This window comes from Streptomyces sp. NBC_01384 (genome assembly GCF_045040035.1).
Taxonomy (GTDB): Bacteria; Actinomycetota; Actinomycetes; order Streptomycetales; family Streptomycetaceae; genus Streptomyces.
Genome location: NZ_CP109559.1, coordinates 2,283,885 through 2,310,191, shown reverse-complemented (window position 1 = coordinate 2,310,191; position 26,307 = coordinate 2,283,885). Strand labels below are relative to the sequence as shown.

Genomic DNA, 26,307 nt, shown 5'->3' with positions numbered 1-26,307 from the left:
CGTTGTGAAAAACGTTGGCGAGGCTCGGGAGACCCCTGCGGGGGCCCCTCAGGAGGAACTCGCGACCGGTGAGCGTTCGACGCGCAACCGGGTCGCGCGGTCCATCCTGGACCACGGTCCGTCGACCGTGGCCGATCTCGCGGGCCGGCTGGGACTGACCCAGGCCGCCGTACGCCGTCATCTCGACGCACTCGTCGCGGACGTCGTCGTGGAAGCACGTGAGCAGCGCATCTATGGTGCCCGCACCCGTGGCCGTCCCGCCAAGGTGTTCGCCCTGACCGACTGCGGCCGGGACGCCTTCGACCAGTCCTACGACAAGCTCGCCGCGGACGCGCTGCGCTGGATCGCGGCACGCGAGGGCGGGGACGAGGCCGTCGCCGCCTTCGCCCGCGCCCGGATGGCCGCCCAGGCCGACGCCTACCGCAAGGCCGTCGAGGCCGCCGCGCCCGAAGAGCGCACCGAAGCGTTGGCCAAGGCCTTGAGCACGGACGGGTACGCTGCTACGGCGCGTAGCGCACCGGTCGGCGAGCAGCTCTGCCAGCACCACTGCCCGGTCGCCCATGTCGCCGAGCAGTTCCCGCAGCTGTGCGAGGCGGAGACCGAGACCTTCTCCCAGCTGCTCGGCACCCATGTCCAGCGGCTGGCCACCATCGCCCACGGCGACGGCGTATGCACCACGTTCATCCCCAAGATTTCCCACATCGATCTTCACAGTCACAACGCATCTGCAAGCACCGCCGGGAGGAACCCCGCATGACGCTCCCCATTGAGGAGACTGCCCACCCCGAGCTCGAGGGTCTGGGTACGTACGAATACGGCTGGGCCGACTCCGACGAGGCCGGTGCCTCTGCCAAGCGCGGCATCAACGAGGACGTCGTCCGGGACATCTCCGCGAAGAAGAGCGAGCCGGAGTGGATGACCAAGCTCCGTCTCAAGGGCCTGCGCCTCTTCGAGAAGAAGCCCATGCCGAACTGGGGCTCGGACCTGTCCGGGATCGACTTCGACAACATCAAGTACTTCGTGCGCTCCACGGAGAAGCAGGCGGAGTCCTGGGAGGACCTGCCCGAGGACATCAAGAACACGTACGACAAGCTCGGCATCCCCGAGGCGGAGAAGCAGCGCCTCGTCGCCGGTGTCGCGGCCCAGTACGAGTCCGAGGTCGTCTACCACCAGATCCGCGAGGACCTGGAGGAACAGGGCGTCATCTTCCTCGACACCGACACCGCCCTGAAGGAGCACCCGGAGCTCTTCAAGGAGTACTTCGGCACGGTCATCCCGGTCGGTGACAACAAGTTCGCGTCGCTGAACACCGCCGTGTGGTCCGGTGGCTCCTTCATCTACGTGCCGAAGGGCGTGCACGTCGAGATCCCGCTCCAGGCCTACTTCCGTATCAACACGGAGAACATGGGCCAGTTCGAGCGGACGCTGATCATCGTCGACGAGGACGCCTACGTCCACTACGTCGAGGGTTGTACGGCACCGATCTACAAGAGCGACTCCCTGCACTCCGCGGTGGTCGAGATCATCGTGAAGAAGGGCGCCCGCTGCCGTTACACGACCATCCAGAACTGGTCGAACAACGTCTACAACCTGGTCACCAAGCGCGCCGTGGCGTACGAGGGCGCGACCATGGAGTGGATCGACGGCAACATCGGCTCCAAGGTCACCATGAAGTACCCGGCCGTCTACCTGATGGGCGAGCACGCCAAGGGCGAGACCCTCTCCATCGCCTTCGCGGGCGAGGGCCAGCACCAGGACGCCGGCTCCAAGATGGTCCACATGGCGCCGAACACCTCGTCCAACATCGTGTCGAAGTCCGTCGCCCGCGGTGGCGGCCGCACCTCGTACCGCGGTCTGGTCGAGATCGGCGAGGGCGCCCACGGATCGAAGTCGAACGTGCTGTGCGACGCGCTGCTCGTCGACACCATCTCCCGCTCCGACACATACCCGTACGTCGACGTCCGTGAGGACGACGTGTCCATGGGCCACGAGGCGACCGTCTCCAAGGTCTCCGACGACCAGCTCTTCTACCTGATGAGCCGGGGCATGACCGAGTTCGAGGCGATGGCGATGATCGTGCGCGGCTTCGTCGAGCCGATCGCCAAGGAGCTCCCCATGGAGTACGCGCTTGAACTCAACCGGCTGATCGAGCTGCAGATGGAAGGCGCGGTCGGTTAAGACCCGCCTCCCGGAAAGCAGCCCGCGGCCCGCCCCTCCCGGCGGGCCCGAGGATCTCAACTGACGTAGGAAGAGAGCAGACCGACAGCCATGGCTGAGGCTCAGAACATCCCGGTGGGGTCTACGACCGCCGGCCAGATCGCGGTGGCCGCCGAGTCGACCGTCGCCACGCGCATGAGCGCGCCCCCGTCCTTCGACGTGGCCGACTTCCCGGTCCCGCACGGCCGGGAAGAGGAGTGGCGGTTCACCCCGCTGGAGCGCCTGCGCGGGCTGCACGACGGCACCGCGGTCGCCACCGGCGACGGCGTGAAGGTCGAGGTGGAGGTGCCCGAGGGCGTCACCGTCGAGACCGTCGGCCGTGACGACGCCCGGCTCGGCAAGGCCGGCACCCCGGTGGACCGTGTCGCCGCCCAGGCGTACTCCGCGTTCGAGAAGGCCGGCGTCGTCACCGTCCCCAAGGAGACGGTGCTCACCGAGCCGATCCGGATCGCGGTGCACGGCGAGGGCGGGGTCGCCTACGGCCACCAGGTCGTGGAGCTCGGAGCCTTCGCCGAGGCCGTCGTCGTCATCGACCACACCGGTGACGCGGTGCTCGCCGCCAACGTCGACTACATCCTGGGCGACGGCGCCAAGCTCACCGTCGTCTCCGTCCAGGACTGGGACGACAAGGCCGTGCACGTGGGCCAGCACAACGCGCTGATCGGCCGGGACGCCACCTTCAAGTCGTTCGTGGTCACCTTCGGCGGCGACCTCGTCCGCATCCACCCGCGCGTCCAGTACGCGGGCACCGGTGGCGAGGCCGAGCTCTTCGGTCTGTACTTCACGGACGCGGGCCAGCACCAGGAGCACCGCCTCCTGGTCGACCACAACACCCCGCACTGCAAGTCGAACGTCGCCTACAAGGGCGCGCTCCAGGGCGACGGCGCGCACGCGGTGTGGATCGGTGACGTCCTCATCGAGGCCAAGGCCGAGGGCACCGACACGTACGAGATGAACCGCAACCTGGTCCTGACGGACGGCGCGCGGGTCGACTCGGTCCCGAACCTGGAGATCGAGACCGGCGAGATCGTCGGCGCCGGGCACGCCTCCGCCACCGGCCGCTTCGACGACGAGCAGCTCTTCTACCTGATGGCCCGCGGCATCCCGGCCGGGGAGGCCCGCCGCCTGGTGGTCCGCGGCTTCTTCGCCGAGCTGGTCCAGCAGATCGGTGTCGACGACATCGAAGAGCGGCTTCTCGTGAAGATCGACGAGGAGCTGGAGGCGTCGGTCTGATGACCACCACCTTCGACCGTGCCCGTTTCATTCGAGCCTGTGGGCTGAGCGAGCTGGAGGAGGACACCCCGAAGCGGGTGGAACTCGACGGCACGCCCGTCTCGGTCGTGAAGACCGAGGGGGAGGTCTTCGCGATCAACGACATCTGCTCGCACGCGAACGTCTCGCTCTCCGAGGGCGAGGTGGAGGACTGCCAGATCGAGTGCTGGCTGCACGGCTCCAGCTTCGACCTCCGCACCGGCAAGCCGTCCGGCCTTCCCGCGACGCGCCCCGTCCCCGTATACCCCGTAAAGATCGAAGGGGACGACGTGCTCGTCTCTCTCACCCAGGAGTCCTGAGGAACCCATGGCAACGCTTGAAATCCACGACCTGCACGTCACCGTCGAGGCCGACAACGCCACGAAGGAGATCCTCAAGGGCGTCGACCTGACCGTGAAGCAGGGCGAGACGCACGCCATCATGGGCCCCAACGGCTCTGGCAAGTCGACCCTCGCCTACTCGCTCGCGGGCCACCCCAAGTACACGATCACCGGCGGCACCGTCACCCTCGACGGCGAGGACGTCCTGGCGATGTCCGTCGACGAGCGCGCCCGCGCGGGCCTGTTCCTGGCGATGCAGTACCCGGTCGAGGTCCCCGGCGTCTCGGTCTCCAACTTCCTGCGTACGTCCGCCACGGCCATCCGCGGCGAGGCCCCCAAGCTGCGCACCTGGGTGAAGGAGGTCAAGGAGGCCATGGAGCGCCTCAACATGGACCCGGCCTTCGCCGAGCGCAATGTGAACGAGGGCTTCTCCGGCGGTGAGAAGAAGCGCCACGAGATCCTTCAGCTGGAGCTCCTCAAGCCGAAGGTCGCGATCCTCGACGAGACCGACTCCGGCCTGGACGTCGACGCCCTGCGCATCGTCTCCGAGGGCGTCAACCGTGTCCGCGAGACCGGCGAGGTGGGCACCCTCCTCATCACGCACTACACGCGCATCCTGCGCTACATCAAGCCCGACTTCGTCCACGTCTTCTCCGCCGGTCGGATCGTCGAGTCCGGCGGCGCCGAGCTCGCCGACAAGCTGGAGGACGAGGGCTACGAGGCTTACACGAAGGGTGGCGTATCCGCGTGACGCAGCTGCCGGGCCTCCTCGACACCGAGGCGATCCGCAAGGACTTCCCCATCCTGGACCGTCAGGTCCACGACGGCAGGAAGCTCGTGTACCTGGACAACGCGGCGACCTCGCAGAAGCCGCGTCAGGTGCTGGACGCCCTCAGTGAGTACTACGAGCGCTACAACGCCAACGTCCATCGCGGTGTGCATGTGCTCGCCGAGGAGGCCACGGCGCTGTACGAGGGCGCGCGCGACAAGGTCGCCGCGTTCATCAACGCACCGAGCCGCGACGAGGTGATCTTCACCAAGAACGCCTCCGAGTCGCTCAACCTCGTGGCCAACATGCTCGGCTGGGCCGACGAGCCCTACCGGGTCGACCACGAGACCGAGATCGTCATCACCGAGATGGAGCACCACTCCAACATCGTCCCGTGGCAGCTGCTGTCGCAGCGCACGGGCGCGAAGCTGAAGTGGTTCGGCCTGACGGACGACGGCCGCCTCGATCTGTCGAACATCGACGAGATCATCACCGAGAAGACGAAGATCGTCTCCTTCGTGCTGGTGTCGAACATCCTGGGCACCGTGAACCCGGTCGAGGCCATAGTCCGCCGCGCCCAGGAGGTCGGCGCGCTGGTCTGCATCGACGCCTCGCAGGCCGCGCCGCACATGCCGATGGACGTCCAGGCTCTCCAGGCCGACTTCGTGGCCTTCACCGGCCACAAGATGTGCGGCCCGACGGGCATCGGCGTCCTCTGGGGCCGCCAGGAGCTCCTGGAGGACCTGCCCCCGTTCCTCGGCGGCGGCGAGATGATCGAGACCGTGTCGATGCACTCGTCGACGTACGCCCCGGCGCCCCACAAGTTCGAGGCGGGCACCCCGCCGATCGCGCAGGCGGTGGGCCTGGGTGCGGCGATCGACTATCTGTCCGCGATCGGCATGGACAAGATCCTCGCCCATGAGCACGCGCTCACCGAGTACGCGGTGAAGCGGCTCACGGAGGTCCCCGACCTCAGGATCATCGGCCCGACCACGGCCGAGGACCGCGGCGCCGCGATCTCGTTCACGCTGGGTGACATCCACCCGCACGACGTGGGCCAGGTGCTGGACGAGCAGGGCATCGCGGTCCGGGTCGGCCACCACTGCGCCCGCCCGGTCTGCCTGCGGTACGGAATTCCTGCGACCACGCGAGCGTCGTTCTATCTGTACTCCACGCCGACCGAGATCGACGCACTGGTCGACGGCCTGGAGCACGTCCGGAACTTCTTCGGCTGAGGGGCTGGCTGAGACGTGAAGCTTGATTCGATGTACCAGGAAGTCATCCTGGACCACTACAAGCACCCGCACGGGCGGGGCTTGCGGGATGGCGATGCCGAGGTGCACCACGTCAACCCGACCTGCGGCGACGAGATCACGCTGCGCGTGAAGTACGACGGCGAGCGGATCGCGGACATCTCGTACGAGGGCCAGGGCTGCTCCATCAGCCAGGCGTCGGCGTCCGTGCTCAACGAGCTTCTCGTCGGCAAGGACGTGTCCGAGGGGCAGAAGATCCAGGAGACCTTCCTGGAGCTGATGCAGTCCAAGGGCAAGGTCGAGCCCGACGACGCGATGGAGGAGGTGCTGGAGGACGCGGTGGCGTTCGCCGGTGTCTCCAAGTACCCGGCCCGGGTCAAGTGCGCCCTCCTGAGCTGGATGGCGTGGAAGGACGCGACGGCCCAGGCTCTGGGCGAGAGCGCCGAGAGGAAGACGGCATGAGCGAGAACACCGTGACATCGGAAGAGGGCCTGACGACGAAGCCGGCCTCGGAGGAGGAACTCCGCGAGGCGCTGTACGACGTCGTCGACCCCGAGCTGGGCATCGACGTCGTCAACCTCGGCCTGATCTACGGCATTCACATCGACGACGCGAACATCGCGACGATCGACATGACCCTGACGTCCGCGGCCTGCCCGCTCACCGACGTCATCGAGGACCAGGCCAAGTCCGCCACGGACGGCCTCGTCAACGAGCTGCGCATCAACTGGGTCTGGATGCCGCCGTGGGGCCCGGACAAGATCACGGACGACGGACGCGAGCAGCTTCGGGCGCTCGGCTTCAACGTCTGAGCACCGCGCGCATGAGTGTGGCCCCCCGGCAGTACGCCGGGGGGCCACACTGTTTCCTGGACTCAGCTCCACCCGTGTTTCCTGGGCTCAGCTCCAGCCGTTCACCACGCGGAACGCCGAGTCCGAGCGGAAGAACTGAGTGTTGTCGTACGAGTCCAGGCGGAGCTGGAAGTTGCGGTGGCGCAGATAGCGGCCCGGGTAGTTGATCGACTCCAGCATGACGGCGCCGGTGTACGCCGACGTCCGGGGACAGAACGTGGCGTCCTTGCTGAAGAGGTCGGAGCCGTCGTTGCGGTCGGCGCGCAGATAGAAGTTGCGGTGGCGGAGATAGGCGCCGTCGGCCGTGATGAAGGAGTAGCAGTTGGCGTTGCCGAGCCCCTCGACCACCTTGAAGCTGGCGTCCCGCTTGGTCGAGTCCGAGCTGCCCGAGTCCACCGGATCGAGGCTGACGAGGCCGTTGCTCAGATGCCAGTAGCGGTCCGGGTAGTTGACGGCCTGGAGCGACTTGAACGAGGAGACGGGCTTGGACGCGGGCGGCTTGCTGGACGAGGCGGTCGTCGACGGCCCGGTGGTGCTGGGGACGGGCTTGGCGTCGGAACCCTGTTCCGAGGGCCCCGGCGAGGCCGAGTCCGAGGCGGCGGAGTCGGAGGCGGAGGGTCGTGGGGAGGACAGGGCGGTCTTGCCGGCCGGGGCCCCGGAGCTGCCGTCGGCCGAGGCGGAGAAGCCGGGTATGAACGGGACGTCGGTGTCGGAGGTGGTGTGGTTCGCCCGGTTCTTCGACGCGGCGTCAGTATTGCTGTCCAGTACGGCGATCGCGGTCGCGGTGGCGATGAGCACCGCCACGGCGAGCCCGCCGGCCATCCACAGCCGTCGGGTTCCGGGCAGCCGTCCCTCGTCCGGGACTTCTCCGGATTCCCAGGGCGCCGGCGGCTCGACGAAGGGGGGCAGCTCCGCCGGATAGGGGGTGCCTTGGGGGGTGGGGCGCCAGGCGGGTTCCTCCGAAGTGGGCGCGGGCTGGTCGGGCCAGGGCTCGGATTCGGGCTCTGGCGTTGTTTCTGGCATGGGCGTTCCTCCAGCGTCGCCCAAGGCGCACGCGGATTCGTCTACTGGTCTCAGTACAAGAGGGGGGCGCAGGCACCCGGAACGGTGGTAGCCGTGGGGACCAGGTGCGCGACTGTTGAAACAGTAGTGGACATGGTGAGTTCTGAGCAGCCGTTTCCCCCACTGATCCAGCGGCCCCACGGGGATTGATGGGGGTTCATGGGAATTCAGGGGCGTGGTGGCATCACCTGATTCTTGCGATTCCGAACCGGCTTTCACACCGGGCGGAATCGCATCCCGAACCGGTGAGGCGGAGCGTCTCCGCGCCCCGATGAGCCCGGACTTCGATCACACAGAGACGCCCCCGGGATGAGCGAGCCGTACCGTGTCGCCGGGGTGGCCGTACCCGCCCGCAAGACCTGACATCGGCGCACCCACGGCGCGTCGGGTCGACGTCGGACAGGGCGAGGGGGTGGGCTGGGTCGTCCTCGCGGATCCCGAGGGCAACGAATTCTGTGTGCTGCGACCGAAGAAGTCGCTCGTGGAGTGAGCGCACGGGTGGGCACGTACAGGGCGCTTTGTGTACGGGCGTACGCATCGATACGTACACTCGTACACATGGGATACGCACTGCTCGCCGGAGCCATCGTCTCCGAGGTGGCCGCCACGACCGCCATGAAGTACAGCGAGGGCTTCAGCAGGCCCTGGCCGTCGCTGGTGACCGTCCTCGGCTACCTCGTCGCCTTCGCGCTGCTCGCACAGTGCCTGAAGACCGTCCAGGTCGGCACCGCCTACGCGATCTGGGCCGGCGCCGGGACCGCCGTCATCGCCGCGATCGGCATGCTGTTCCTCGGCGAGGCGCTCAGCTTCACCAGGGTCGCCGGGATATTGCTGATCATCGGCGGGGTCGTGGTGCTGAACCTCGGCGGAGCCCACTGATGGCGGCGCGCCGTTACGACCCCGAGCGGCGGCAGCGGATCATCGACGCGGCGATCCGGGTGGTGGGCGCCAAGGGGCTCGCCGGGCTGAGCCACCGCACCGTCGCGGCCGAGGCCGACGTGCCGCTCGGCTCCACCACGTACCACTTCAAGACCCTCGACGACCTCATGGTCGCCGCGCTGCGCCAGGCGAACGAGGGCTTCGCCAAGGTGATCGCCGCGCGCGGCGCGCTGGAGGACCCCCGGGGCGACCTGGCCGGCGAGCTCGCCGGGCTGATGGGCGAGTGGCTCGCGGGCGACCGTACGGGGGTGGAGCTGGAGTACGAGCTCTACCTCGCGGCGCTGCGCCGCCCCGCCCTGCGCCCCGTCGCCGCCGAATGGGTCCAGGGCCTCGCCGAACCCCTCGCCCGCCGCACCGACCCCGTCACCGCGCGGGCACTGGTCGCACTGGTGGACGGGATCTGTCTGCAGGTGCTGCTGACGGGGGCGACGTACGACGAGGGGTACGCGCGGGAGGTGTTGGGGCGGGTCATCGGCTGAGGGGGCGGGAGGGTTCGGCGCGGGCGGTATCGGTACGCGCCGGGCCCAGGGGGTGTGTTCGGTGCGGGGCGTACGTCCTCGGCCGGGCAGGCGGGATCTGCGGGGCCGGTCCCCCCGCGGTGCTCACGGTGAAGGGCGGCCGTACGGCCTCGGAGCCCCCTGCGGACCGCCACCGCCACGCCCCGAACCCCCGACCTCACCGGTGGCGGACCCGCGAGGTCCGGTGCGCTTTCCGGTGGGAGGCCGGGCTCCTGCCAGGCGGCCGCGCAGGGGGGCGTACGGTGCGCGCCCGGCACGTGAGATGCCGGGCGCACCGGTTCGCTCGTGCGCCCCGTGCCGCGTTAGGTTTCACCCATGACCGACACGACTGCTACTCGCACCACCGGCGCCGTCGCCGCCGGCCTCGCCACCCTCACCGCCGACGGCACCGTCCTCGACACCTGGTTCCCCGCGCCCGGACTGTCCGCCGAACCCGGCCCCGCCGGCACCGAGCGGCTGTCCGCCGAGCGTGCCGTCGAGCTGCTCGGCGAAGGCGCCGCCAAGGCCATCGGGCCCGACGCCCGCCGGGGCGTCGAAGTGGTCGCGGTCCGTACGGTCATCGCCTCGCTGGACGAGAAGCCGATCGACGCGCACGACACCTACCTGCGCCTGCACCTCCTCTCGCACCGTCTCGTGAAGCCGCACGGCCAGAGCCTGGACGGCATCTTCGGTCACCTTGCCAACGTCGCCTGGACCTCGCTCGGCCCGGTCGCCGTCGACGACGTCGAGAAGGCGCGGCTCAACGCCCGCGCCGAGGGACTGCACCTCCAGGTGACGTCCATCGACAAGTTCCCGCGCATGACGGACTACGTCGCCCCCAAGGGCGTCCGGATCGCCGACGCCGACCGCGTCCGGCTCGGCGCGCACCTCGCCGAGGGCACCACCGTCATGCACGAGGGCTTCGTGAACTTCAACGCGGGCACCCTCGGCACGTCGATGGTCGAAGGCCGCATCTCGGCCGGCGTCGTGGTCGGCGACGGCTCCGACATCGGCGGCGGCGCCTCCACCATGGGCACCCTGTCCGGCGGCGGCAACGTCCGCATCACCATCGGCGAGCGCTGCCTGATCGGCGCCGAGGCGGGCGTCGGCATCGCCCTCGGCGACGAGTGCGTGGTCGAGGCGGGGCTGTACATCACCGCGGGCAGCCGGGTGACCATGCCCGACGGGCAGATCGTCAAGGCCCGCGAGCTGTCCGGGGCATCGAACATCCTCTTCCGGCGCAACTCGGTCACCGGCACCGTCGAGGCGCGACCGAACAACGCGGTGTGGGGTGGCCTGAACGAGGTTCTGCACAGCCACAACTGATCGGTTCGTCTTCGGCCGCGGGTGTTCGTGGCCGGTCGCGCCCACGCGGCGGAGCCGTACATGTCACAGCCTCGCGCCCCTTCAGGGCGCGGGGCTGCGCTATGTGGGCAGCGTCGCCGCAAACTCCGCCAGCGCCGCGAAGTCCGGCTCACGCAGGCCCAGTCGGGGGTTGACGTGGTGGAGGAGCGCGGGCGCGGGGTGGTGGTGCGCGGCGACGTACGTGTCGTCGGCGGGGCTCTGCTCGTCGTCGATCCAGGCGAAGGGGCGGCCGGCCGCGTACGTCACGATCCGGGCCGTCTTCCAGTGCACCCCGTCCGGGCGCGTGGCGAACAGGGCGCCCGTGAAATCGACGTACGGGAGTTCGGGAAGGCCGATGACCGGGGCGATCCAGCGGTTCGCGGCGTCCATCCAGGTCGTGGCCCAGCACAGGTCGTAGCCGAGGCCGAGGAGCGCGCGGCCGTGGTCGGGGTGGAGCCAGACGCGCAGGGGCCTGCCGGGGGACAGCGCCACCCGGATCGTCGTGTAGCCCTCGGGCCGGCGCTCCGGCTGGGCCGCGTACGGGTTCAGCGGGCCGTCGACGTCGAGGAACAGCAGGGGTCGGCTCACGGGGCCACGGTAAGCGACGCCGGGCCGGGGACGCCGGGGAATTGATCGCGGCCCCGGGGCACAGCGGCGGGCAGGCGTACCCGTCACAAGGGGTACAGGGGTCGCAAGGGGAACAGGGGCGGGCCGTCAGGGCCGTCGGAGCAGACCCTCGGGGAAGACGAAGTGGTCCTTCGCCGCGGTCGCCCCCGGCCCGCGGAGCGCCGCCGTCCTCGAGCGGGACCTCTTCGCCGGGCGCTGATCAGGCGGCCACCAGCCGTTCGTACGCCGTCAGCAGTCCGTCGGTCACCTCCTGGCCGGCGGGCCGCAGCGGCGGGCGGACCGGGCCCGCGGGCAGGCCGAGCCGGCCGAGCAGGGCCTTCGCCGTGACCGTGCCGGGCAGCCCCGACGCCATCATCGACTCGATGAGGGGGAGGGCTCGTTGCTGGAGACGGGCTGCCTCGGCCGTGTTCCCCGCCTCGAACGCGTCGAGGATCGCGAGGAAGGGGCCCGGGGCCACGTTCGCCACCGTGCTGATGAACCCCGTACCGCCGACCGCGCGCAGCGCGAGCACCTGTTCGTCGCAGCCCGCGTAGTACGCCAACTCCGTGCGGGCCAGCACCTTCTGGGTGCCCAGGAGGTCGTACGCGCAGTCCTTGACGGCCACGATCCGGGGGTGCTCGGCGAGCCGGATCAGCGTGTCGGGCTCGATGCGGGTGCCGGTGCGGCCCGGGATGTCGTACAGCGCGAGCGGCAGCCCGGTGGCGTCCGCGATGTCCCGGAAGTGGGCCGCGACGGCGTCCTGCGGAGGCCTGCTGTAGTACGGCGTGACGACCAACAGGCCGTCCGCGCCCGCCTTTTCGGCCGCCAGGGCCAGTTCGACGGTGTGCCGCGTGTCGGCGGTGCCGACGCCCGCGACGATCGCGGCCCGGTCGCCGACCGCCTCGCGCACGGCGCGTACCAGCGCGGCCTTCTCGGCGTCCGTCGTGGTCGGGGACTCGCCCGTGGTGCCGGACAGGACCAGGCCGTCGCAGCCCGCGCGGACCAGCCCGTCGGCGAGCCGCCCCGCCCCGTCGAGGTCGAGCGCGCCCGCCTCGGTGAAGGGCGTGACCATCGCGCAGAGCGCGCGGCCGAAGGGAGGGCGGGGGTGGGGGCGGGGGCGTGAGGCGGCGGTGGCTGAGGTCGTCATGCGAGTAGTCTCGACACCCCCACTGTGAAGCTCCACTTAATTCTTCTGTGAGGTAAAGGGAAGTGATGCTACGGAGTAGTGGCTTTCCTGAGGCCCTGATGCCAACCCGGCCCCTCATGGGTCACCATGGCGAGGACGGAAGTCGACGGCAGATCGCGGGAGGCGTCATGAGGCTGGGCAAGGCACTCGCCACCGGAGTCGCGGAAGAGCAGGCTCGCGCGGACGAAGAGAATCTCCAACTGCCCGAGGAAATCGAGGAGTTGGAGGCGTCCGTGCCCGAAGAGGTCCCGGTCGCCCGGTGAGACTGCGGCTCCCCGAGGAACGCCCGACGGAGCCGCCGACCGGATACAAGATCGCCCACCCGGTGCTGTCCCAGGACGGCACCCGGGCCGGGTTCACCGGCGTCTCCCTCGGCGGCGCGCAGCCGTACGGAGTGCTGGACGAGGCGCGCTGCGTCTACGGGCTGCGGCACCGGGCGCCGCACCGCCGCTGCGACTGCGGCTTCCACTGCGTACACGACCGCGGCGCGGCGGAGGCGATGCTGTGCACCGCCGAGCACCGGGCGGCCGTCCTCCTCGAGGTCTCCGTACTCGGCGCCTACATCCGCTTCGAGCAGGGATTCCGGTACGCCCGCCAGCGGGTGCGGACCGCGACCGTCGGTCCCTGCGTGTGCGGCGCGGTGGCCGCCGCGCTCGCGGACGCGGGCTGGGGGCGGCCCGGCTGGCGTGCCCTGACGGTGGCCTGCGCGGGCTGCGTACGCGGTCGTACGTCCGTGTCGCTCGCGGGGTTCGCACGGCTGGCCGGTGCGGGGCTGCGGGTCCGCGCCGGGAGCGGGTCCGTGGCCGTGGACCTGCCCGCCGGGCTCGGAGTGTCCGAACTCGTCGCCGAGGCGGCCCTGCTGCAGGCCCGGCTCGACTGGTTCCAGACCCAGCTGGCACGGCTCGACGAGGGCGGGAAGCAGGCCTAGGGCCGGCATAGGGCCGTTTGTCCCACTTCTCCCTACCCTCCCTGTCCTCCTCGTCCATCTTCCGACAACTCGATCCGTCTGGACAAAAAAAGTTTTCGGTGGGACCGTGGAGTCATGTTGGACGTGACCGTGATCGAGGACGCAGAGGCAGCCGCCGTCTCGCTGGACCCCATACGGGCCCGGCTGCTGGCCGAACTGGCCGCCGGGCCCGCGTCGGCCGCCATGCTGGCCGGGAAGGTCGGGCTGCCGCGGCAGAAGGTGAACTACCACCTGAAGGCGCTGGAGCGGCACGGCCTGGTCGAGCTCGCGGGCGAGCGCCGCAAGGGCAACGTCACCGAGCGGCTGATGCGCGCGACGGCGGCGTCGTACGTCATCTCGCCGCTCGCCCTCGCCGCCGTACAGCCCGACCCGGACCGCTTCCGGGACCAGCTCTCGGCCCGCTGGCTGCTCGCGCTCGGCGCCCGGCTGGTGAGGGACGTGGGTTCGCTGATCACCGGCGCGGCGAAGGCCCGCAAGCGGCTCGCCACCTACGCGCTCGACGGCGAGGTGACCTTCGCCTCCGCCGCCGACCGCGCCGCGTTCATCGAGGAGCTGACGCAGGGCGTCGGCGCGCTCATCCGCAAGTACCACGACGGGAACGCGGAAGGCGGGCGCGACCACCGGATCGTCATCGCCGTCCACCCGACGCTCAAGCCGGAAGCCGCCGTCAAGCCGGAAGCCGCCGTCAAGCCGGAAGCCGCCGTCATGCCCGACGCCGTTCCCACGTCGGCTCCGACCCCGCCCGCCCAGGACTGAACCCCAGGAGAACCACCACCATGTCCAAGGAATTCGAGATCGCCCGCGAGTTCGAGGTCGACGCCACCCCGGAGCAGATGTGGGACGCGATCACCAGCGGCACCGGCGGCTGGCTGTGGCCGATGGAGTTCGAGCCGCGCCAGGGCGGGACCGGGCCCTTCGGCTCCACGCTCACCAACTGGGACCCGCCGCACCGTCTGACCAGCCTGGTCGAGGACGTCGAGGGCATCTCCCAGCAGACCCTCAACCAGATCGACGAGACCATCGAGCCGCGCGACGACGGCCGGCGATCGTGGGTGCGGTACGTGCACAGCGGCATCTTCGTCGAGGACTGGGACAACCAGTACGACGGCGCGAGCAAGCACACGGACTTCTATCTGCACACCCTGCGCGAGTACGTCACGCACTTCGCGGGCCGCCCGGTCGCCTTCGCCACCTTCAACGGGCCCGGGGCGTCCACGGCGTCCGACGCCTTCGCCGCCGTCGGGCGGGCGCTCGGCCTCGCGGACGACACGGCCGAGGGCACGCGGGTTCGGGCCCAGGGGCCCGAGGGACAGGTCCTCGACGCCGTGGTCGACTTCCGCAACCCGTACTTCATCGGGCTACGCACCGACAACGCCCTCATCCGCTTCTTCGGGCGCAACCACTGGGGCGCGCCGGTCGGCATGAGCGTCCACGACTTCGCGTCCGACGCCGACGCCAAGCACAACGAGACCGCCTGGCAGGGCTGGCTGAACGAGGTCTTCGCGGCCTGAGGCCGAGCGACTGACACCGAGCGACTGACGCGGAGCAACTGACACCGAGAAACTGGCACTGAGCGACTGACACCGAGCAAGGGAAGAGCCCGGCCCCCCGGACGACGGGGCCGGGCTCTTCCCTTTTCTCAGGGCTGCGGCCCCAACCGCAGCCCCCTACAGGCCTACGGACGGAACCGCAGCACCTGCGGGTCGTGGTCGCTGATCTGGTCGGAGAACTCCGAGTTGATGTGCACGCTGTCGTACTCGAAGTCGCAGTCCCTGCGAATCGACGGGCTGACCAGGATCTGGTCGAGGACCTGCTGGTTGCCCTGGTAGTCGTACGTGTAACGCTCGTTCTTCGGCAGCGACTTGATCGCCGACCAGAGCTCGCCGTCACCCTCGAGGATCTTGGTGGTGTCCGAGAAGTCGAAGTCGTTCATGTCGCCGAGGGCGAGCACGTCGGCGTTCTTCTGCGTCTTGAGGATCTCGTTGACGAAGGCGTTCACCGCCGTCGCCTGCAGATGACGCTGGGTCTCCGAGCTGCGGGTCGGGGGCTGGTACTGCGCGGTCAGCCCCTGGTCGCCACCCTTGGAGTTGAGGTGGTTGGCGATCACGAACACCGTCTTGCCACGGAAGACGAACTCGCCGGCCAGCGGCTTGCGGCTGGACGTCCAGGCCGTGTTGGCCGGGTCGATCCGGCCGGGGGACGCGGTCAGCTGCGCCTTGCCGTGCACCTTGGTGACACCGACGGCGGTCGTCGAGTCGCCGCCCGCGCGGTCCGTGAACGAGACCCGCTCCGGGTTGAAGAGGAAGACCTGACGGATGTTGCCGCCGGGCTCGCCGCCGTCCTGGTCGTTGACCGGGTTGATGGAACGCCAGTCGTACTTCGGGCCGCCCGCCGCGACGATCGCGTCGATCAGCTTGTTCACCGTCTGGTCGGCGGCGACCGTGCCGTCGTCCGTCGCGCCGTTGTTGTCCTGGATCTCCTCCAGGGACACGATGTCGGGCGACTGCAGGTTGTTCACGATCGCGGCGGCGTGGGCGGCGAACGTGCCGTCGCCCGGGTCCAGGTTCTCGACGTTGTACGTCGCCACGGCCAGCTCGCCGCGCGACTGCTTGCGGGTCGTCTCGCGCTGCAGGCCGCCCTTCTCCAGGGTGCCCAGCTGACTCGCGACGAGCGTGTAGCCGCCGAACTGGTTGTAGTCGAGCGGGCCCGCGGTGGTGCCGGAGAGCTCGTCGCCGACGTTCGCGGCCGGGAAGGCGGCGGTCGAGCCGAGGGACTGGATCTGCAGGCGCCCGGTGTTCTGCGAGGTGTACGCGCCGTAGATCGTGCCGCCGCGGCGGGTGGCGTGCTCGTGCGGCTTCACCGTGACCCACAGCTCGCTGTACGGGTCGGTGGCGGTGACCACGCGGGCGTCGGCGACCTGGACGTTCATGCCCTCGAGGGACTCGTAGTAGTCCAGGGCGTACTTCGTCGGCTCCAGCGTGAGGGCGTTGATCGAGCCGCTCACTGCCGTGTCACCGGCGGGGGTGTACTCGGCCGGCACGGAACGGCTGTCGATGACCGTGGGCGCGGGGACCGCGTTGCCGGACGAGACCACCGTGATCGTCGGCTTGGTGATCTCCGTCAGCGACTGGTTGCCGGAGGAGGCGCCGCCCGGCACGTACTCCGAGACGGTGCCGGTGACGGTGACCGAGTCACCGACGGCGACCTTCGGGGTGGAGCTGGTGAAGACGAAGACGCCCTCACTGGTGGCCGGGTTGTCGTCCGGGTTCGGGTCCTGGATCCAGAAACCCTTGGACGAGCCGTACGTCCGCACTGCCGTGACGATGCCCGCCACGTCCGTGACCTTCTGGCCCGCGTAGGGGGACGTCCGGGTGGTGCCCTGGATGTCGTGGATGTGGACGGTGTCCGCGTGGGCGGGTGCGGTCAGCACCACGGCGGAGACGGTGGAACAGACCGCGGCTACGGTCAGCGCGCCGATGCGCGCGGTTCTCTTGCTCGGCAAGGGAATCCCTCCGGGGACTTACATGAGCGCCGGGACGAGGGTGGAGCGTGTGGGGGGTAGCGCGACCTGCGTGCGGGTCGGTGACGCGCGTAGAAGCCGGTGAGGCGGGTGCCCCGTGTGAGCTTCTACGCGCGTCAATCTCGTGTGTGGGAAGGGGAGTTGTCAAGGATTCAGGGGTGTACAGCTCCTGACAGGGACATGAACCGGGCGGCATGGGTGGAAATCCGTCTAGGCTGAGCCGTCCGCGCGGTTTTCCGGGGCGGCGTCCGGATCTTCGGGTCCGGGGTGGTCCTCGGGGCGCGACGGATGTGCGACGGATGTCCTGAGGGACGATGTCCTCACGGAGCCGGTGGGTGTGCCGGTCGGATTCGGTGGGTGCCCCTGCCGGAGCCGGAGGTGTCCAGCCGGAGCCGGGGATGTGCCGCCGGGCCCGGAGGCACACTGCCGGGCCCCGGTGGATGTCACGCTTGTCACGCTTGTCATGCTTGGTCGGTCCTGCCGGTCGGGTCGTGCGGTCCCGCTGTACGGGCCGTTCCGTCCCGCTCATCGGGTCCTGATTGTTCGGAGGAGAACCCAGCCGATGTCAGACAGCTCCCCCTTGCCGCCGGTGCGGCTGACGTCCGAAGCGGAGCTGGCGCGGGACGCGCTCGCCACCCCGCTGCTCTCCCGCGCCGCGCGGCTGGCCCGCTGGGCCGGCCCGGACACGCGGGTCGGCGCGGACGGTGAACTCGTCGAGGAACAGCTCCCGGCGGCGGCCGAGGCGCTCGGGCTGTCCGGCGACGACGCGGCGGCCTTCGCCAGTGAGGCCTGGCGGGTGGCCGTCTACACGGGCCTCGTCGAGATCGTGGACGAGGAGGAGGGCACGGTCGCCGCGGGCGCGGACCTCGCGCTGCTCACCTCCGGGGGGCCGCAGGACGTCCTGGGAGTGTGGCTCGCCGCCCTGGAGACGGTGCTCGCCGACGCGAGCGTGCCCGACCTCGACGATCTCGTCGACGCGGTGGACGGCGGCGGGGAGATCGACTTCTCCTGGCTGGACTGGGACCCCGAGGCCGAGGCCGAGTTCCTGGACGGGGTGCTCAGCAATCTGTACCTGCTGACCGTGAGCGAGAACGGGGCGGGTGACGGGCCTGTACCGCTGCCGGCGCTCGCCGCGTCGATGATCGTGCCCGACGGCATGGGGGAGCCCACCAACGACGTACTGGAGCAGGTGTCGGACGCCATGATGCGGCTCGACGACCAGTTCCGGCTGCTCGAACCCGTCGGCCTCGTCGACTTCCAGCCGGTCGACGAGACCTTGATGGCGGACACCGACGAGGAGCCCTCGGCCGCCGGCGACGACACCGACGTATCGCGGTACGGGATGGTACGGCTGACGCCGCTCGGCCTGTACGGGCTGCGGGCCCGGCTGCTGGAATCCGGCCTGTCCGCTCCCGCCGTGGGGGAGCTGGCGGACAAGGGCGCGGACGCGCTGCTGGACGGCACCTCCACCTTCCCGCCGACCGCCGCCCAGGCCGAGACCGAGCAGTGGCTCGCCCGCCGCGAACCCCTGGCCGCGGCACGGGAGTTGCTCGCCGCGGCGCGCGGCGGCGACGCCGGGGCGCCGTTGCGCCGGCTGCGCTGTCAGCAGGCGCTCTCACTCGTCGGCCTGGAGGCCGAGCCCGCGCTCCGCGAGGTTCTCGACGACGCCGAGCTGGGCGGACTCGCCCGGGTCTGGCTCTCCGAACACGGCGTCGCCGACGTGCCGCCGCCGTCCGAGGAGATGGTCTTCTGGCTCACCATCGACACGCTCGCCGCGCAGCTCGCCGCCGAGGGCAACTCCGCCGAGCTGCGAGGCCTCGTGGCGGGCCTGGCCCAGCAGCACGGCGGCTTCTTCGCCGCGGCCTGGCGGGTCGACCACCCGGCCACCCCGGACGTCCTGGAGGCGATGGGCCGGCTGCACCCCGACAAGAAGGTCGCCAAGGAGGCCCGCAAGGCCGCGTTCAAGGCGCGTTCGCAGCAAGGGGGCTGACACGGGCCGGGGCCGACCCGGGGGCTTCCCCCGTTCCCCGGCCCCGAGGGACTTTTGGTCCCTGTGGGGGAGTCCTTACGGGTTCATGGAAGCGAGGGCGGTGAAGCCGCCCGGCGTTCAACTCCCGTTCAGGCGCGGGCGGGACGGTGTGGCCGCAACGCCCTCGGCCACCCTCCAGGGTCATCCTCCACCGTCACGGGAGACACCCATGTCGCTCACCCGCAGGGACTTCGCCAGACGATCCGCGCTCACCGGTGCCGGTGTCGCCCTGGCCGGCAGTGTCGGTGCCCTCGCCACCGCTTCGAACGCCCTCGCGTCCACCGACACCGAGAGCGTGGGGGAGGACGGGAGCGACGGGTCGGCGGACCGGCACGGCGGAGTCGGTTACGGACCGCTGATCCGGGACCCGAAGGGCCTGCTCGCGCTGCCCGCCGGATTCTCCTACCGCGTCATCACCTACAGCGGCCGGACCAAGCTGGACTCGGGTGAGTTCACGCCGTCCAACCACGACGGCACATCCACCTTCGACGGCCCGCGCGGCGCCACCCTCCTCGTCAACAACCACGAGCTCAAGGGCCCGCGCGCCGGCTGGAAGTACCCCGTACCGCTCACCGAGGGCCTGGTCTACGACCCTGCGGCGTCCGGCGGCTGCACGGTCGTCGAGGTGCGCCACGACCAGGTCGCCGAATGGGTCGGCATCGCCGGCACCTCCACCAACTGCGCGGGCGGCAACACCCCTTGGGGCACCTGGCTCACCTGCGAGGAGACCGAGGACAAGGCCGGCGTCAACGGCATGACCAAGGACCACGGCTACGTCTTCGAGGTCGACCCCGCCGACCGCCGCCGCAACCGCGACCCCAAGCCGATCAAGGCCCTTGGCCGGTACGCCCACGAGGCCGTCGTCGTCGACCCCAAGCGCGGTCGCCTGTACCTCACCGAGGACGCCGCCGGCCCCAACGGTCTCCTGTACCGCTGGACGCCGCCGCAGGGCTTCGAGCACGGCCACGGACAGCTGGCCACCCTCGCCGACGGCGCGGGCGCGCTGCAGGCCTTCAAGTGCTTCGACTCCGGCGGCCGGTTCATCGACGACCTCTCCCGCGCCACCAAGATCGACACGGTCTACGGCGTGGACTGGGTGGACGTCCCCGACCGGGACGCCAGGACCACCTCCGTGCGCAAGCAGTTCACCGACGGCCAGGTCACCCGCGCCCGCAAGCTCGAGGGCATGTGGTGGGGAGACGGCGGCGTGTACATCGTCTCCTCGTACGCCCGCACGGAGAGCCCCGTCCACCACGACGGCGCCGTCTGGTTCTACGACCCCAAGCGCCGCACCCTGACGCTGAAGGTCCTGCTCGGCGTGAACCCCGACCCCTCCGCCGACGGCGCCTTCGACGGCCCCGACAACATCACCGTCTCCCCGTACGGCGGCCTCGTCATCGCCGAGGACGGCGAGGGCATCCAGCACCTCTTCGGCGCCACCGACAGCGGCCGTACGTACCCGATCGCCCGTAACGAACTCAACATCGGCACCGAGACCGAGCCGTCCTACAGCGAGTTCACCGGCGTCACCTTCTCGCCCGACGGCAGGACCCTCTTCGCCAACATCCAGGAGCCGGGCATCATGTTCGCCATCACCGGGCCCTGGAAGCGCCAGAAGCGCGGGTAGTTAAATCAATGGCTCGAACCGCGGCAGCCCTCCTAAAGTGGTGCACGTCCAGGTGCGAAGGCAGGACCTACTTCCACTCATAATGGGGCGGCCGCGGGTTCGAGTCCCGCCATCGGTACAACGGACCGGTGTAGCTCAGGGGTTAGAGCACCTACGTCGGTTCCGCCGGCCTTGAACTCTGGACACCACAACTTCATGCACCTCCCGGTGCGCGGGCTGCGGCTACTTCTCTCTCAAAGAATCCACGCCGCCGCCGACTTGATCTCGGGAGGCGCAGCTCATGGTGGGTGCCCGGTGCGCAGGCAACGGTTACTTCATTGGATCGGACGGTTGCGGGTTCAAGTCCCGTCATCGACTTCGGGTCGGTGTAGCTCAATTGGGTAGAGCATCTGGCTAAGTCCGTCGCCGACCTCTGAACTCGGGCACCCTCCATTTGCTGCGCCTCCCTCCGAAACACGACTTCACCGTCGTAGAAAGAATTCGGGGGAATTCACCATGGCGCGATTCAACACCAAGGCGGCCAAGGCGCAGCCCACTTCCCGTGTGACATCGACAGGGCGCGTGCTGCGCACGCACCAGGGCGGCCGCGGCCAGGAGCGCGACGCGCGCTCCGAACTTTTTCTTCTGTCGATCGCCAACTTCGTCTCGCAGAACACCTTCTACGAGTCCGGCGCGGACCGCGACGACCGGTTCGCCACGCTCGTGCGCGAGCTCGCCGTCGCCGACCCGTCGTGGACGGCCGCCCTGCTCGGCTGGCTGCGCGGCGAGGGCAATCTTCGTACGGCCTCGATCGTGGGCGCCGCCGAGTACGTGAAGGCGCGTCTCGACGCGGGCACCACCGACGGCCCGGCCAACCGCCAGGTCATCGACTCCGTACTGCGTCGCCCGGACGAGCCCGGCGAGCTGCTCGCCTACTGGACCTCCCAGTACGGCCGCAACGTGCCCAAGCCCGTCAAGCGGGGCATCGCCGACGCCGTACGGCGTCTGTACCACGCGAAGTCGCTGCTGAAGTACGACACCGCGTCCAAGGGCTACCGCTTCGGCGACATCCTCAACCTGGTGCACGCGGCGCCGGACCCCGACAAGCCGTGGCAGGGCGATCTGTTCCAGTATGCGTTGGATCGGCGTCACAACCCGGACACGGCCGTGGTCCCCAAGTCGCTGCCCGTGCTGGTCGCCCACCGTGACCTGATGGCGCTGCGGCCCGCCAAGCGGCGCAAGGTCGTGACCGGCGCGCACGGCGCGCGGCGCCTCGCGGACGCGGGGATGACGTGGGAGGCGCTGGCCGGCTGGCTGCAGGGCCCGATGGACAAGGCGGCCTGGGAGGCCGTGATCCCGTCCATGGGTGCGACGTCGCTCGTTCGCAACCTACGGAATTTCGACGAGACGGGGGTCAGCGACGAGGTGGCGGCTCAGGTCGCCGCCAAGATCAGTGACCCGGCGGAGGTGGCGCGCTCGCGGCAGTTCCCGTTCCGCTACCTCGCCGCGTACCAGCACGCGCCCTCGCTGCGCTGGTCGTACCCGTTGGAGCAGGCGCTCGGCCACTCGCTGGCGAACGTGCCCGCGCTGCCCGGACGCACGCTCGTGCTCGTCGACCGGTCCGGTTCGATGTTCTACTCGCGGCTGTCCGACCGCTCGGAGCTCAACCGGGCGGACGCGGCGGCGATCTTCGGCACGGCGCTCGCGCTGCGGGCGGCGGACGCGGATCTCGTCGAGTTCGGCACCAGCAGCAACAAGGTCAAGTTCCGCAAGGGTGAGTCGGTACTCAAGGTGCTGGAGCGCTTCGGTGACCTCGGGGGCACCAACACGAGCGAGGCGGTGCGCGCGCACTACAAGAAGCACGACCGGGTGCTCATCGTCACCGACGAGCAGGCCACGTACAGCCACTACGGGGACCCGACCGAGCAGGTCCCGGCGCACGTCCCGGTCTATACCTGGAATCTGGCCGGGTACCGGGCGGGCCACGGCCCGTCCGGGACGGCGAACAGGCACACGTTCGGGGGCCTTTCGGACGCGGCTTTCCGGATGGTTCCGATTCTGGAAGCGGCGCGGGATGCGGACTGGCCGTGGGGCGCCTGATATTCGGTGCGGCCCATGCTTCGGCGTGGGTCGCACGCTTGTGTGGGGGATTAGGGATCGACGTCAAGGAGCTGCGGGAGCTCACGGAGTCGGGTGGCGGGTGCGTGATCCGTGTTGACGTCTTGGACGAGGCCGCCCGATCGCGCTGCGAGGCCGACCGCGACTCCACCGTCTCTACGCCCACCTCGGTGGGCGGCCAGCTCCGAAGACCCACAGCGCGCTCTTCTAGGCAGCAGCCCTGGGCTTGGGCTTCGTGCCCGTGATCACGAACGCCGACACCAGCAGGGCGGTCAGTGCGATCAGTGAGCCGATGCCGAACGCGCGGGCCGCTCCTTCGGTGAGGACTTCGGACGGGGAGCCGTGCGCGTGCCGGGTCGTCGTGCCGAAGACCGTGACCAGGATGGAGAGGCCGAGCGTGCCACCGAGCCACTGGAGGGTCTGCAGCAGGCCGGAGGCGGCGCCCGCCTCCCGTGGCTCGATGCCCGCGAGGATCGTCGCGTTGAGCGGCATGAAACTCAGCCCGACGCCGAGGCCCATCAGTAGCAGCGGACCGAACAGGCCGGTCAGGTAGCCGTCGCCGGGCTTCAGCCGCCACAGCCAGGCGGCCGCGACGACGAGCAGGGCCATGCCGGTGAGCAACACCGGCTTGGCGCCGAGCCGTCCGAGCAGCCGCGGCACGAAACGCACGACCGTGAACATCGCCAGGGTCATGGGCAGGAAGGCGAACCCCGCGCGGAGCGGGCTGTAGCCCAGCACCTGTTGGCAGATCAGGGTGAGGAAGTAGAACGCACCGAACATGCCCGCGGGCAGCAGCAGCACGCCCGCGTAGCCGCCCGCGCGGTTGCGGCTCGCGAGGAGGCGCAGCGGCATGATCGGCTGGTCCGCGCGGGATTCGATCAGGGTGAAGCCCACCAGCAGGGCCGCCGCCGTGCCGAATCCGAGCCGCGCCTGGGTGTCGCTCCAGCCCTCCTCCGAGACCCGGATGAACGCGTACACCAGCGAGGTCGTCCCCGCCGTGCCGGAGAGTGCGCCCGCGGCGTCGAACCGGCCCGCGTGGCGCGGGGTTTCGGTGACGAAGCGGGGCAGGGCCACGGCGACCGCGACGCCGATCGGTACGTTGATCAGCAGGGCCCAGCGCCAGGACGCCCAGGAGGTGAGCATGCCGCCGAGGACCAGGCCGACGGAGGCACCGATACCCGCCATGGAGGCGTAGATGCCGAGGGCGTGGTGGCGGCGGGGGCCCTCCGGGAAGTTGGTGGTGATCAGGGCGAGCGTGCTGGGCGCGGTGAGGGCGGCGCCGACGCCCTGGAGCGCGCGGGCCGCGAGCAGCCAGGCGCCGTCGGTGGCGAGACCGCCGAGCAGGGAGGAGGCGGCGAAGAGCAGGACGCCGACGGTGAGCGTACGGCGGCGGCCCGCGATGTCGCCGACCCGGCCGCCGAGGAGGAGCAGACCGCCGAAGGTGAGCGTGTAGGCGTTGAGGACCCAGGAGAGGCCGGTCGGGCTGAAGTCCAGGTCCTTCTGGATGCCGGGTAACGCGACGTTGACGACGGTGGAGTCCACGCCGACCATCAAATAGGCGGTGACGATGACGAAGAGGACGGTGCCGAGCCGGGCGGGGTGCTCGTCGGTGGCCTCGGGCGGGCTGGTGGGGGACGGCGTGGACGGGGTGGACGGTGCGGACGGGGTGGACATGGGATGCTCCCTGTCTTGTGTCCCTGGTGAGTGGTGTGAGGGCAGCGCGGACTGCCCGCAGAGATAAGCGGGGACTGTCTCCGTTTAGTGCTCGTTAAGATACGGAGAGAGTCCCCGGTTGGCAAGGAGTATCTGAATGAGCCAGGTCAAGCCGATGCGGGCGGATGCGCGGCGGAACTATGAGCGGCTGCTGAAGGAAGCGGCGGTCTCGTTCGCCGAGCACGGGGAGGGCGCGTCCCTCGACGACATCGCCAAGCGGGCCGGGGTGGGCTCCGGGACGCTGTACCGGCACTTCCCCACCCGGCAGGCGCTGTTGGAGGCCGTCTACGTCGACAGCATCGAGGCGATCGCCGCCCGCGCGGACGAGATCGCGGCGGAGCTGCCGCCCGGCGAGGCGCTGGTGGAGTGGCTCAACGAGCTGAGCGAGGCGACGATCCAGGTCCGCGGGCTGAAGACGCTGCTCGGGTCGGCCGTCTCGGACGGGAGCTCCGCGGTGCTGACCGCCTGCGGGACCTCGGTGAGGGGGGCGGCCACGCGGCTGGTCGAGGCGGCTCAGCGGGAGGGCACGCTGCGGGCGGACGTGGAGCCGATCGAGGTGCTGCGGCTGGCGCACGGGGTGGCTACCGCGTCGGAGCTGGCCAATGGGCGGGGGAAGTACATTCGGCGGTACTTGTCGCTGCTGACGGAGGGGCTGCGGCCGTAGCGGTGCGCTGTCCGCCGGGAGAGTGGGTCGGGGCCGTGCCGGTGCCAGCCCGTCGCCGCAGGATCGGACGTTGCCCTATGGGGAGCCGTTTCCAGATCCGGACGTACGCGGGCTGTGGACGCACCGGCACGGCCCCTTGGGTGCGTGGGCGGCGGCGGGTGCGTGGGGCTTGCGCCCCGGTGGCGGTCGCGGGGTCAGAGGGCCTGGGCCGCCGGCTTGACCATGCCCCGGACCGTACGCGACTTCACGAAGTCGCCCAGGGCCGTCATCTCCCACTCGCCGGAGAACTGCTTGATCATCTTGGCCATCATCACGCCGGTCTGGGGTTCGGCGTTGGTGAGGTCGAAGCGGACCAGCTCCTCGCCGGTGGCGGCGTCGAGGAGGCGGCAGTAGGCCTTGGCGACCTCGGTGAACTTCTGGCCGGAGAAGGAGTTGACCGTGAAGACCAGACCGGTGACGTCCTGGGGAAGGCGGCCGAGGTCCACGACGATCACCTCGTCGTCTCCGCCGCCCTCGCCCGTGAGGTTGTCGCCGGAGTGCTTGATCGCGCCGTTCACGATGGAGAGCTTGCCGAAGTAGCAGCTGTCGATGTGGTTGCGCTGCGGGCCGTACGCGATGACCGAGGCGTCCAGGTCGATGTCCTTGCCGCGGAACGCCGGCTCCCAGCCGAGGCCCATCTTGACCTGGGAGAGCAGCGGGCGGCCGCCCTTGACCAGGGAGACGGTCTGGTTCTTCTGAAGGCTGACCCGGCCCTTGTCGAGGTTGATCTTCCCGGAGGCGGGCGGGGCGGGGGGAGCCGCCGGGGCGGGCGGGGCCGACGGTGCCACCGGGGGCCGCATCGCCGGGGTGGGCGGGGCGACGGGGGCCGGGGCCGGTTCCTCCACCGTGACGCCGAAGTCCGTGGCGATGCCCGCCAGGCCGTTCGCGTATCCCTGGCCTACCGCGCGGGCCTTCCATGCGCCGTTGCGCAGGTAGATCTCCACGATCACCAGCGCCGTCTCGGTGCCGAGCTGAGGCGGGGTGAAGGAGGCCAGTACGGCGTTGTCGTCCGCGTTGCGGATGGTGGCCGTGGGTTCGATGCCCTGGAAGGTCTGGCCGGCCGCGTCCGGGCTCGCGGTGACGACGATCTTCTCGATGCCCGGGGGGACCGCGGCCGTGTCGACCGTGATCGCGTCCGGGGACGTGCCGCCGCCCGAGCGGTACGTCACGCCGGGGCCGGTCGGCTGGTTGTAGAAGATGAAGTCGTCGTCGGAGCGCACCTTGCCGTCGGCGGTGAGCAGCAGGCCCGATACGTCGAGCCGCACCGGGGCGGCGACGTCCACCGTCACGCGGGTGACGGGGAGAGGGATGTTCGAGCCAGGGGTCATAGCTGTC

General features: G+C 70.1%; 25 protein-coding genes, 1 tRNA gene and 1 pseudogene. 21 read left to right on the top strand and 6 right to left on the bottom strand.

The window, feature by feature from the left end:
• The first annotated feature begins 4 nt into the window (after positions 1-4).
• From OG747_RS10400 to OG747_RS10365, 8 genes are all read left to right on the top strand, one after another.
• Positions 5-757: a helix-turn-helix transcriptional regulator gene (locus tag OG747_RS10400; RefSeq protein WP_405879006.1), complete on the top strand. Its 753-nt coding sequence runs from the start codon at positions 5-7 to the stop codon at positions 755-757.
• Positions 754-2,178, top strand: a complete 1,425-nt coding sequence (gene sufB / locus OG747_RS10395) for a Fe-S cluster assembly protein SufB (RefSeq protein WP_405879005.1) — start codon at positions 754-756, stop codon at positions 2,176-2,178. Before OG747_RS10400 ends, sufB begins: the two co-directional genes overlap by 4 nt.
• Before the next feature lie 90 nt (positions 2,179-2,268).
• Entirely contained in the window at positions 2,269-3,450 is a 1,182-nt protein-coding gene (sufD, locus tag OG747_RS10390) for a Fe-S cluster assembly protein SufD (protein ID WP_405879004.1), read from the top strand.
• Complete coding sequence (locus OG747_RS10385) at positions 3,450-3,788, top strand: bifunctional 3-phenylpropionate/cinnamic acid dioxygenase ferredoxin subunit (RefSeq protein WP_405879003.1); 339 nt, start codon at positions 3,450-3,452, stop codon at positions 3,786-3,788. Before sufD ends, OG747_RS10385 begins: the two co-directional genes overlap by 1 nt.
• A 7-nt stretch (positions 3,789-3,795) precedes the next feature.
• Complete coding sequence (sufC, locus tag OG747_RS10380) at positions 3,796-4,560, top strand: Fe-S cluster assembly ATPase SufC (RefSeq protein ID WP_405879002.1); 765 nt, start codon at positions 3,796-3,798, stop codon at positions 4,558-4,560.
• Complete coding sequence (locus OG747_RS10375; protein ID WP_405879001.1) at positions 4,557-5,813, top strand: cysteine desulfurase; 1,257 nt, start codon at positions 4,557-4,559, stop codon at positions 5,811-5,813. The genes sufC and OG747_RS10375 overlap by 4 nt, the downstream gene beginning before the upstream one ends.
• Before the next feature lie 15 nt (positions 5,814-5,828).
• Positions 5,829-6,293 (top strand): Fe-S cluster assembly sulfur transfer protein SufU, encoded by a 465-nt coding sequence (gene sufU, locus OG747_RS10370; protein WP_405879000.1) that lies wholly within the window; start codon positions 5,829-5,831, stop codon positions 6,291-6,293.
• Complete coding sequence (locus tag OG747_RS10365) at positions 6,290-6,643, top strand: metal-sulfur cluster assembly factor (RefSeq protein ID WP_405878999.1); 354 nt, start codon at positions 6,290-6,292, stop codon at positions 6,641-6,643. Before sufU ends, OG747_RS10365 begins: the two co-directional genes overlap by 4 nt.
• Positions 6,644-6,730: 87 nt before the next feature.
• On the opposite strand, the gene OG747_RS10360 is transcribed toward OG747_RS10365, so the two are convergent.
• Positions 6,731-7,705: an AbfB domain-containing protein gene (locus OG747_RS10360; protein WP_405878998.1), complete on the bottom strand. Its 975-nt coding sequence runs from the start codon at positions 7,703-7,705 to the stop codon at positions 6,731-6,733.
• Positions 7,706-8,123: 418 nt separating this feature from the next.
• Here OG747_RS10360 and OG747_RS10355 point away from each other — a divergent pair.
• The 4 genes and pseudogenes from OG747_RS10355 to dapD all read left to right on the top strand — a co-directional run.
• Positions 8,124-8,234 (top strand): annotated as a pseudogene (locus tag OG747_RS10355) (VOC family protein); the annotation flags it as partial.
• Between the two features lie 68 nt (positions 8,235-8,302).
• Positions 8,303-8,623, top strand: a complete 321-nt coding sequence (locus OG747_RS10350; protein ID WP_405878997.1) for a DMT family transporter — start codon at positions 8,303-8,305, stop codon at positions 8,621-8,623.
• Positions 8,623-9,162 carry a TetR/AcrR family transcriptional regulator gene (locus OG747_RS10345; protein ID WP_405878996.1) on the top strand — a complete coding sequence of 180 codons (540 nt, stop codon included), beginning with the start codon at positions 8,623-8,625 and terminating at the stop codon, positions 9,160-9,162. The genes OG747_RS10350 and OG747_RS10345 overlap by 1 nt, the downstream gene beginning before the upstream one ends.
• Positions 9,163-9,516: 354 nt before the next feature.
• Positions 9,517-10,506 carry a 2,3,4,5-tetrahydropyridine-2,6-dicarboxylate N-succinyltransferase gene (dapD, locus tag OG747_RS10340; RefSeq protein ID WP_405878995.1) on the top strand — a complete coding sequence of 330 codons (990 nt, stop codon included), beginning with the start codon at positions 9,517-9,519 and terminating at the stop codon, positions 10,504-10,506.
• A gap of 99 nt (positions 10,507-10,605) precedes the next feature.
• Here the strand turns inward: dapD and OG747_RS10335 are convergent, their stop codons facing one another.
• Positions 10,606-11,112, bottom strand: coding sequence for a hypothetical protein (locus OG747_RS10335; protein ID WP_405878994.1), 507 nt, complete (start codon positions 11,110-11,112; stop codon positions 10,606-10,608).
• 238 nt (positions 11,113-11,350) lie between these two features.
• Complete coding sequence (gene dapA, locus OG747_RS10330; protein ID WP_405878993.1) at positions 11,351-12,277, bottom strand: 4-hydroxy-tetrahydrodipicolinate synthase; 927 nt, start codon at positions 12,275-12,277, stop codon at positions 11,351-11,353.
• Between the two features lie 167 nt (positions 12,278-12,444).
• Here dapA and OG747_RS10325 point away from each other — a divergent pair, with 167 nt between their 5' ends.
• The 4 genes from OG747_RS10325 (at position 12,445) to OG747_RS10310 (ending at position 14,794) form a co-directional block, all read left to right on the top strand.
• On the top strand, positions 12,445-12,579 hold the full coding sequence (locus tag OG747_RS10325) for a hypothetical protein (RefSeq protein WP_405878992.1): 135 nt from the start codon (positions 12,445-12,447) through the stop codon (positions 12,577-12,579).
• On the top strand, positions 12,576-13,244 hold the full coding sequence (locus tag OG747_RS10320) for a hypothetical protein (RefSeq protein WP_405878991.1): 669 nt from the start codon (positions 12,576-12,578) through the stop codon (positions 13,242-13,244). Before OG747_RS10325 ends, OG747_RS10320 begins: the two co-directional genes overlap by 4 nt.
• 114 nt (positions 13,245-13,358) lie before the next feature.
• The gene (locus OG747_RS10315) at positions 13,359-14,039 is read left to right on the top strand and encodes an ArsR/SmtB family transcription factor (RefSeq protein WP_405878990.1); all 681 of its coding nucleotides are present in this window, start codon (positions 13,359-13,361) and stop codon (positions 14,037-14,039) included.
• Positions 14,040-14,059: 20 nt separating this feature from the next.
• On the top strand, positions 14,060-14,794 hold the full coding sequence (locus OG747_RS10310) for an SRPBCC domain-containing protein (protein WP_405878989.1): 735 nt from the start codon (positions 14,060-14,062) through the stop codon (positions 14,792-14,794).
• 164 nt (positions 14,795-14,958) lie between these two features.
• On the opposite strand, the gene OG747_RS10305 is transcribed toward OG747_RS10310, so the two are convergent.
• On the bottom strand, positions 14,959-16,785 hold the full coding sequence (locus OG747_RS10305) for an endonuclease/exonuclease/phosphatase family protein (RefSeq protein ID WP_405878988.1): 1,827 nt from the start codon (positions 16,783-16,785) through the stop codon (positions 14,959-14,961).
• 580 nt (positions 16,786-17,365) lie between these two features.
• Between OG747_RS10305 and OG747_RS10300 the strand changes: the two genes are divergently transcribed.
• The 4 genes from OG747_RS10300 to OG747_RS10285 all read left to right on the top strand — a co-directional run bounded on the left by OG747_RS10300 (position 17,366) and on the right by OG747_RS10285 (position 22,538).
• Positions 17,366-18,793 carry a hypothetical protein gene (locus OG747_RS10300; RefSeq protein WP_405878987.1) on the top strand — a complete coding sequence of 476 codons (1,428 nt, stop codon included), beginning with the start codon at positions 17,366-17,368 and terminating at the stop codon, positions 18,791-18,793.
• Positions 18,794-19,001: 208 nt separating this feature from the next.
• Positions 19,002-20,459 (top strand): alkaline phosphatase PhoX, encoded by a 1,458-nt coding sequence (locus tag OG747_RS10295; RefSeq protein ID WP_405878986.1) that lies wholly within the window; start codon positions 19,002-19,004, stop codon positions 20,457-20,459.
• A 45-nt stretch (positions 20,460-20,504) separates the two neighbouring features.
• Positions 20,505-20,574, top strand: a tRNA-Met gene (locus OG747_RS10290).
• Between the two features lie 380 nt (positions 20,575-20,954).
• The gene (locus tag OG747_RS10285) at positions 20,955-22,538 is read left to right on the top strand and encodes a TROVE domain-containing protein (protein ID WP_405878985.1); all 1,584 of its coding nucleotides are present in this window, start codon (positions 20,955-20,957) and stop codon (positions 22,536-22,538) included.
• Positions 22,539-22,763: 225 nt separating this feature from the next.
• On the opposite strand, the gene OG747_RS10280 is transcribed toward OG747_RS10285, so the two are convergent.
• Positions 22,764-24,230, bottom strand: a complete 1,467-nt coding sequence (locus OG747_RS10280; protein ID WP_405878984.1) for an MFS transporter — start codon at positions 24,228-24,230, stop codon at positions 22,764-22,766.
• A 136-nt stretch (positions 24,231-24,366) separates the two neighbouring features.
• Here OG747_RS10280 and OG747_RS10275 point away from each other — a divergent pair, with 136 nt between their 5' ends.
• The gene (locus OG747_RS10275; RefSeq protein ID WP_405878983.1) at positions 24,367-24,933 is read left to right on the top strand and encodes a TetR/AcrR family transcriptional regulator; all 567 of its coding nucleotides are present in this window, start codon (positions 24,367-24,369) and stop codon (positions 24,931-24,933) included.
• A 194-nt stretch (positions 24,934-25,127) separates the two neighbouring features.
• Here OG747_RS10275 and OG747_RS10270 read toward each other — a convergent pair whose 3' ends face one another.
• Positions 25,128-26,300 carry a TerD family protein gene (locus OG747_RS10270; RefSeq protein ID WP_405878982.1) on the bottom strand — a complete coding sequence of 391 codons (1,173 nt, stop codon included), beginning with the start codon at positions 26,298-26,300 and terminating at the stop codon, positions 25,128-25,130.
• Between the last annotated feature and the right edge of the window lie 7 nt (positions 26,301-26,307).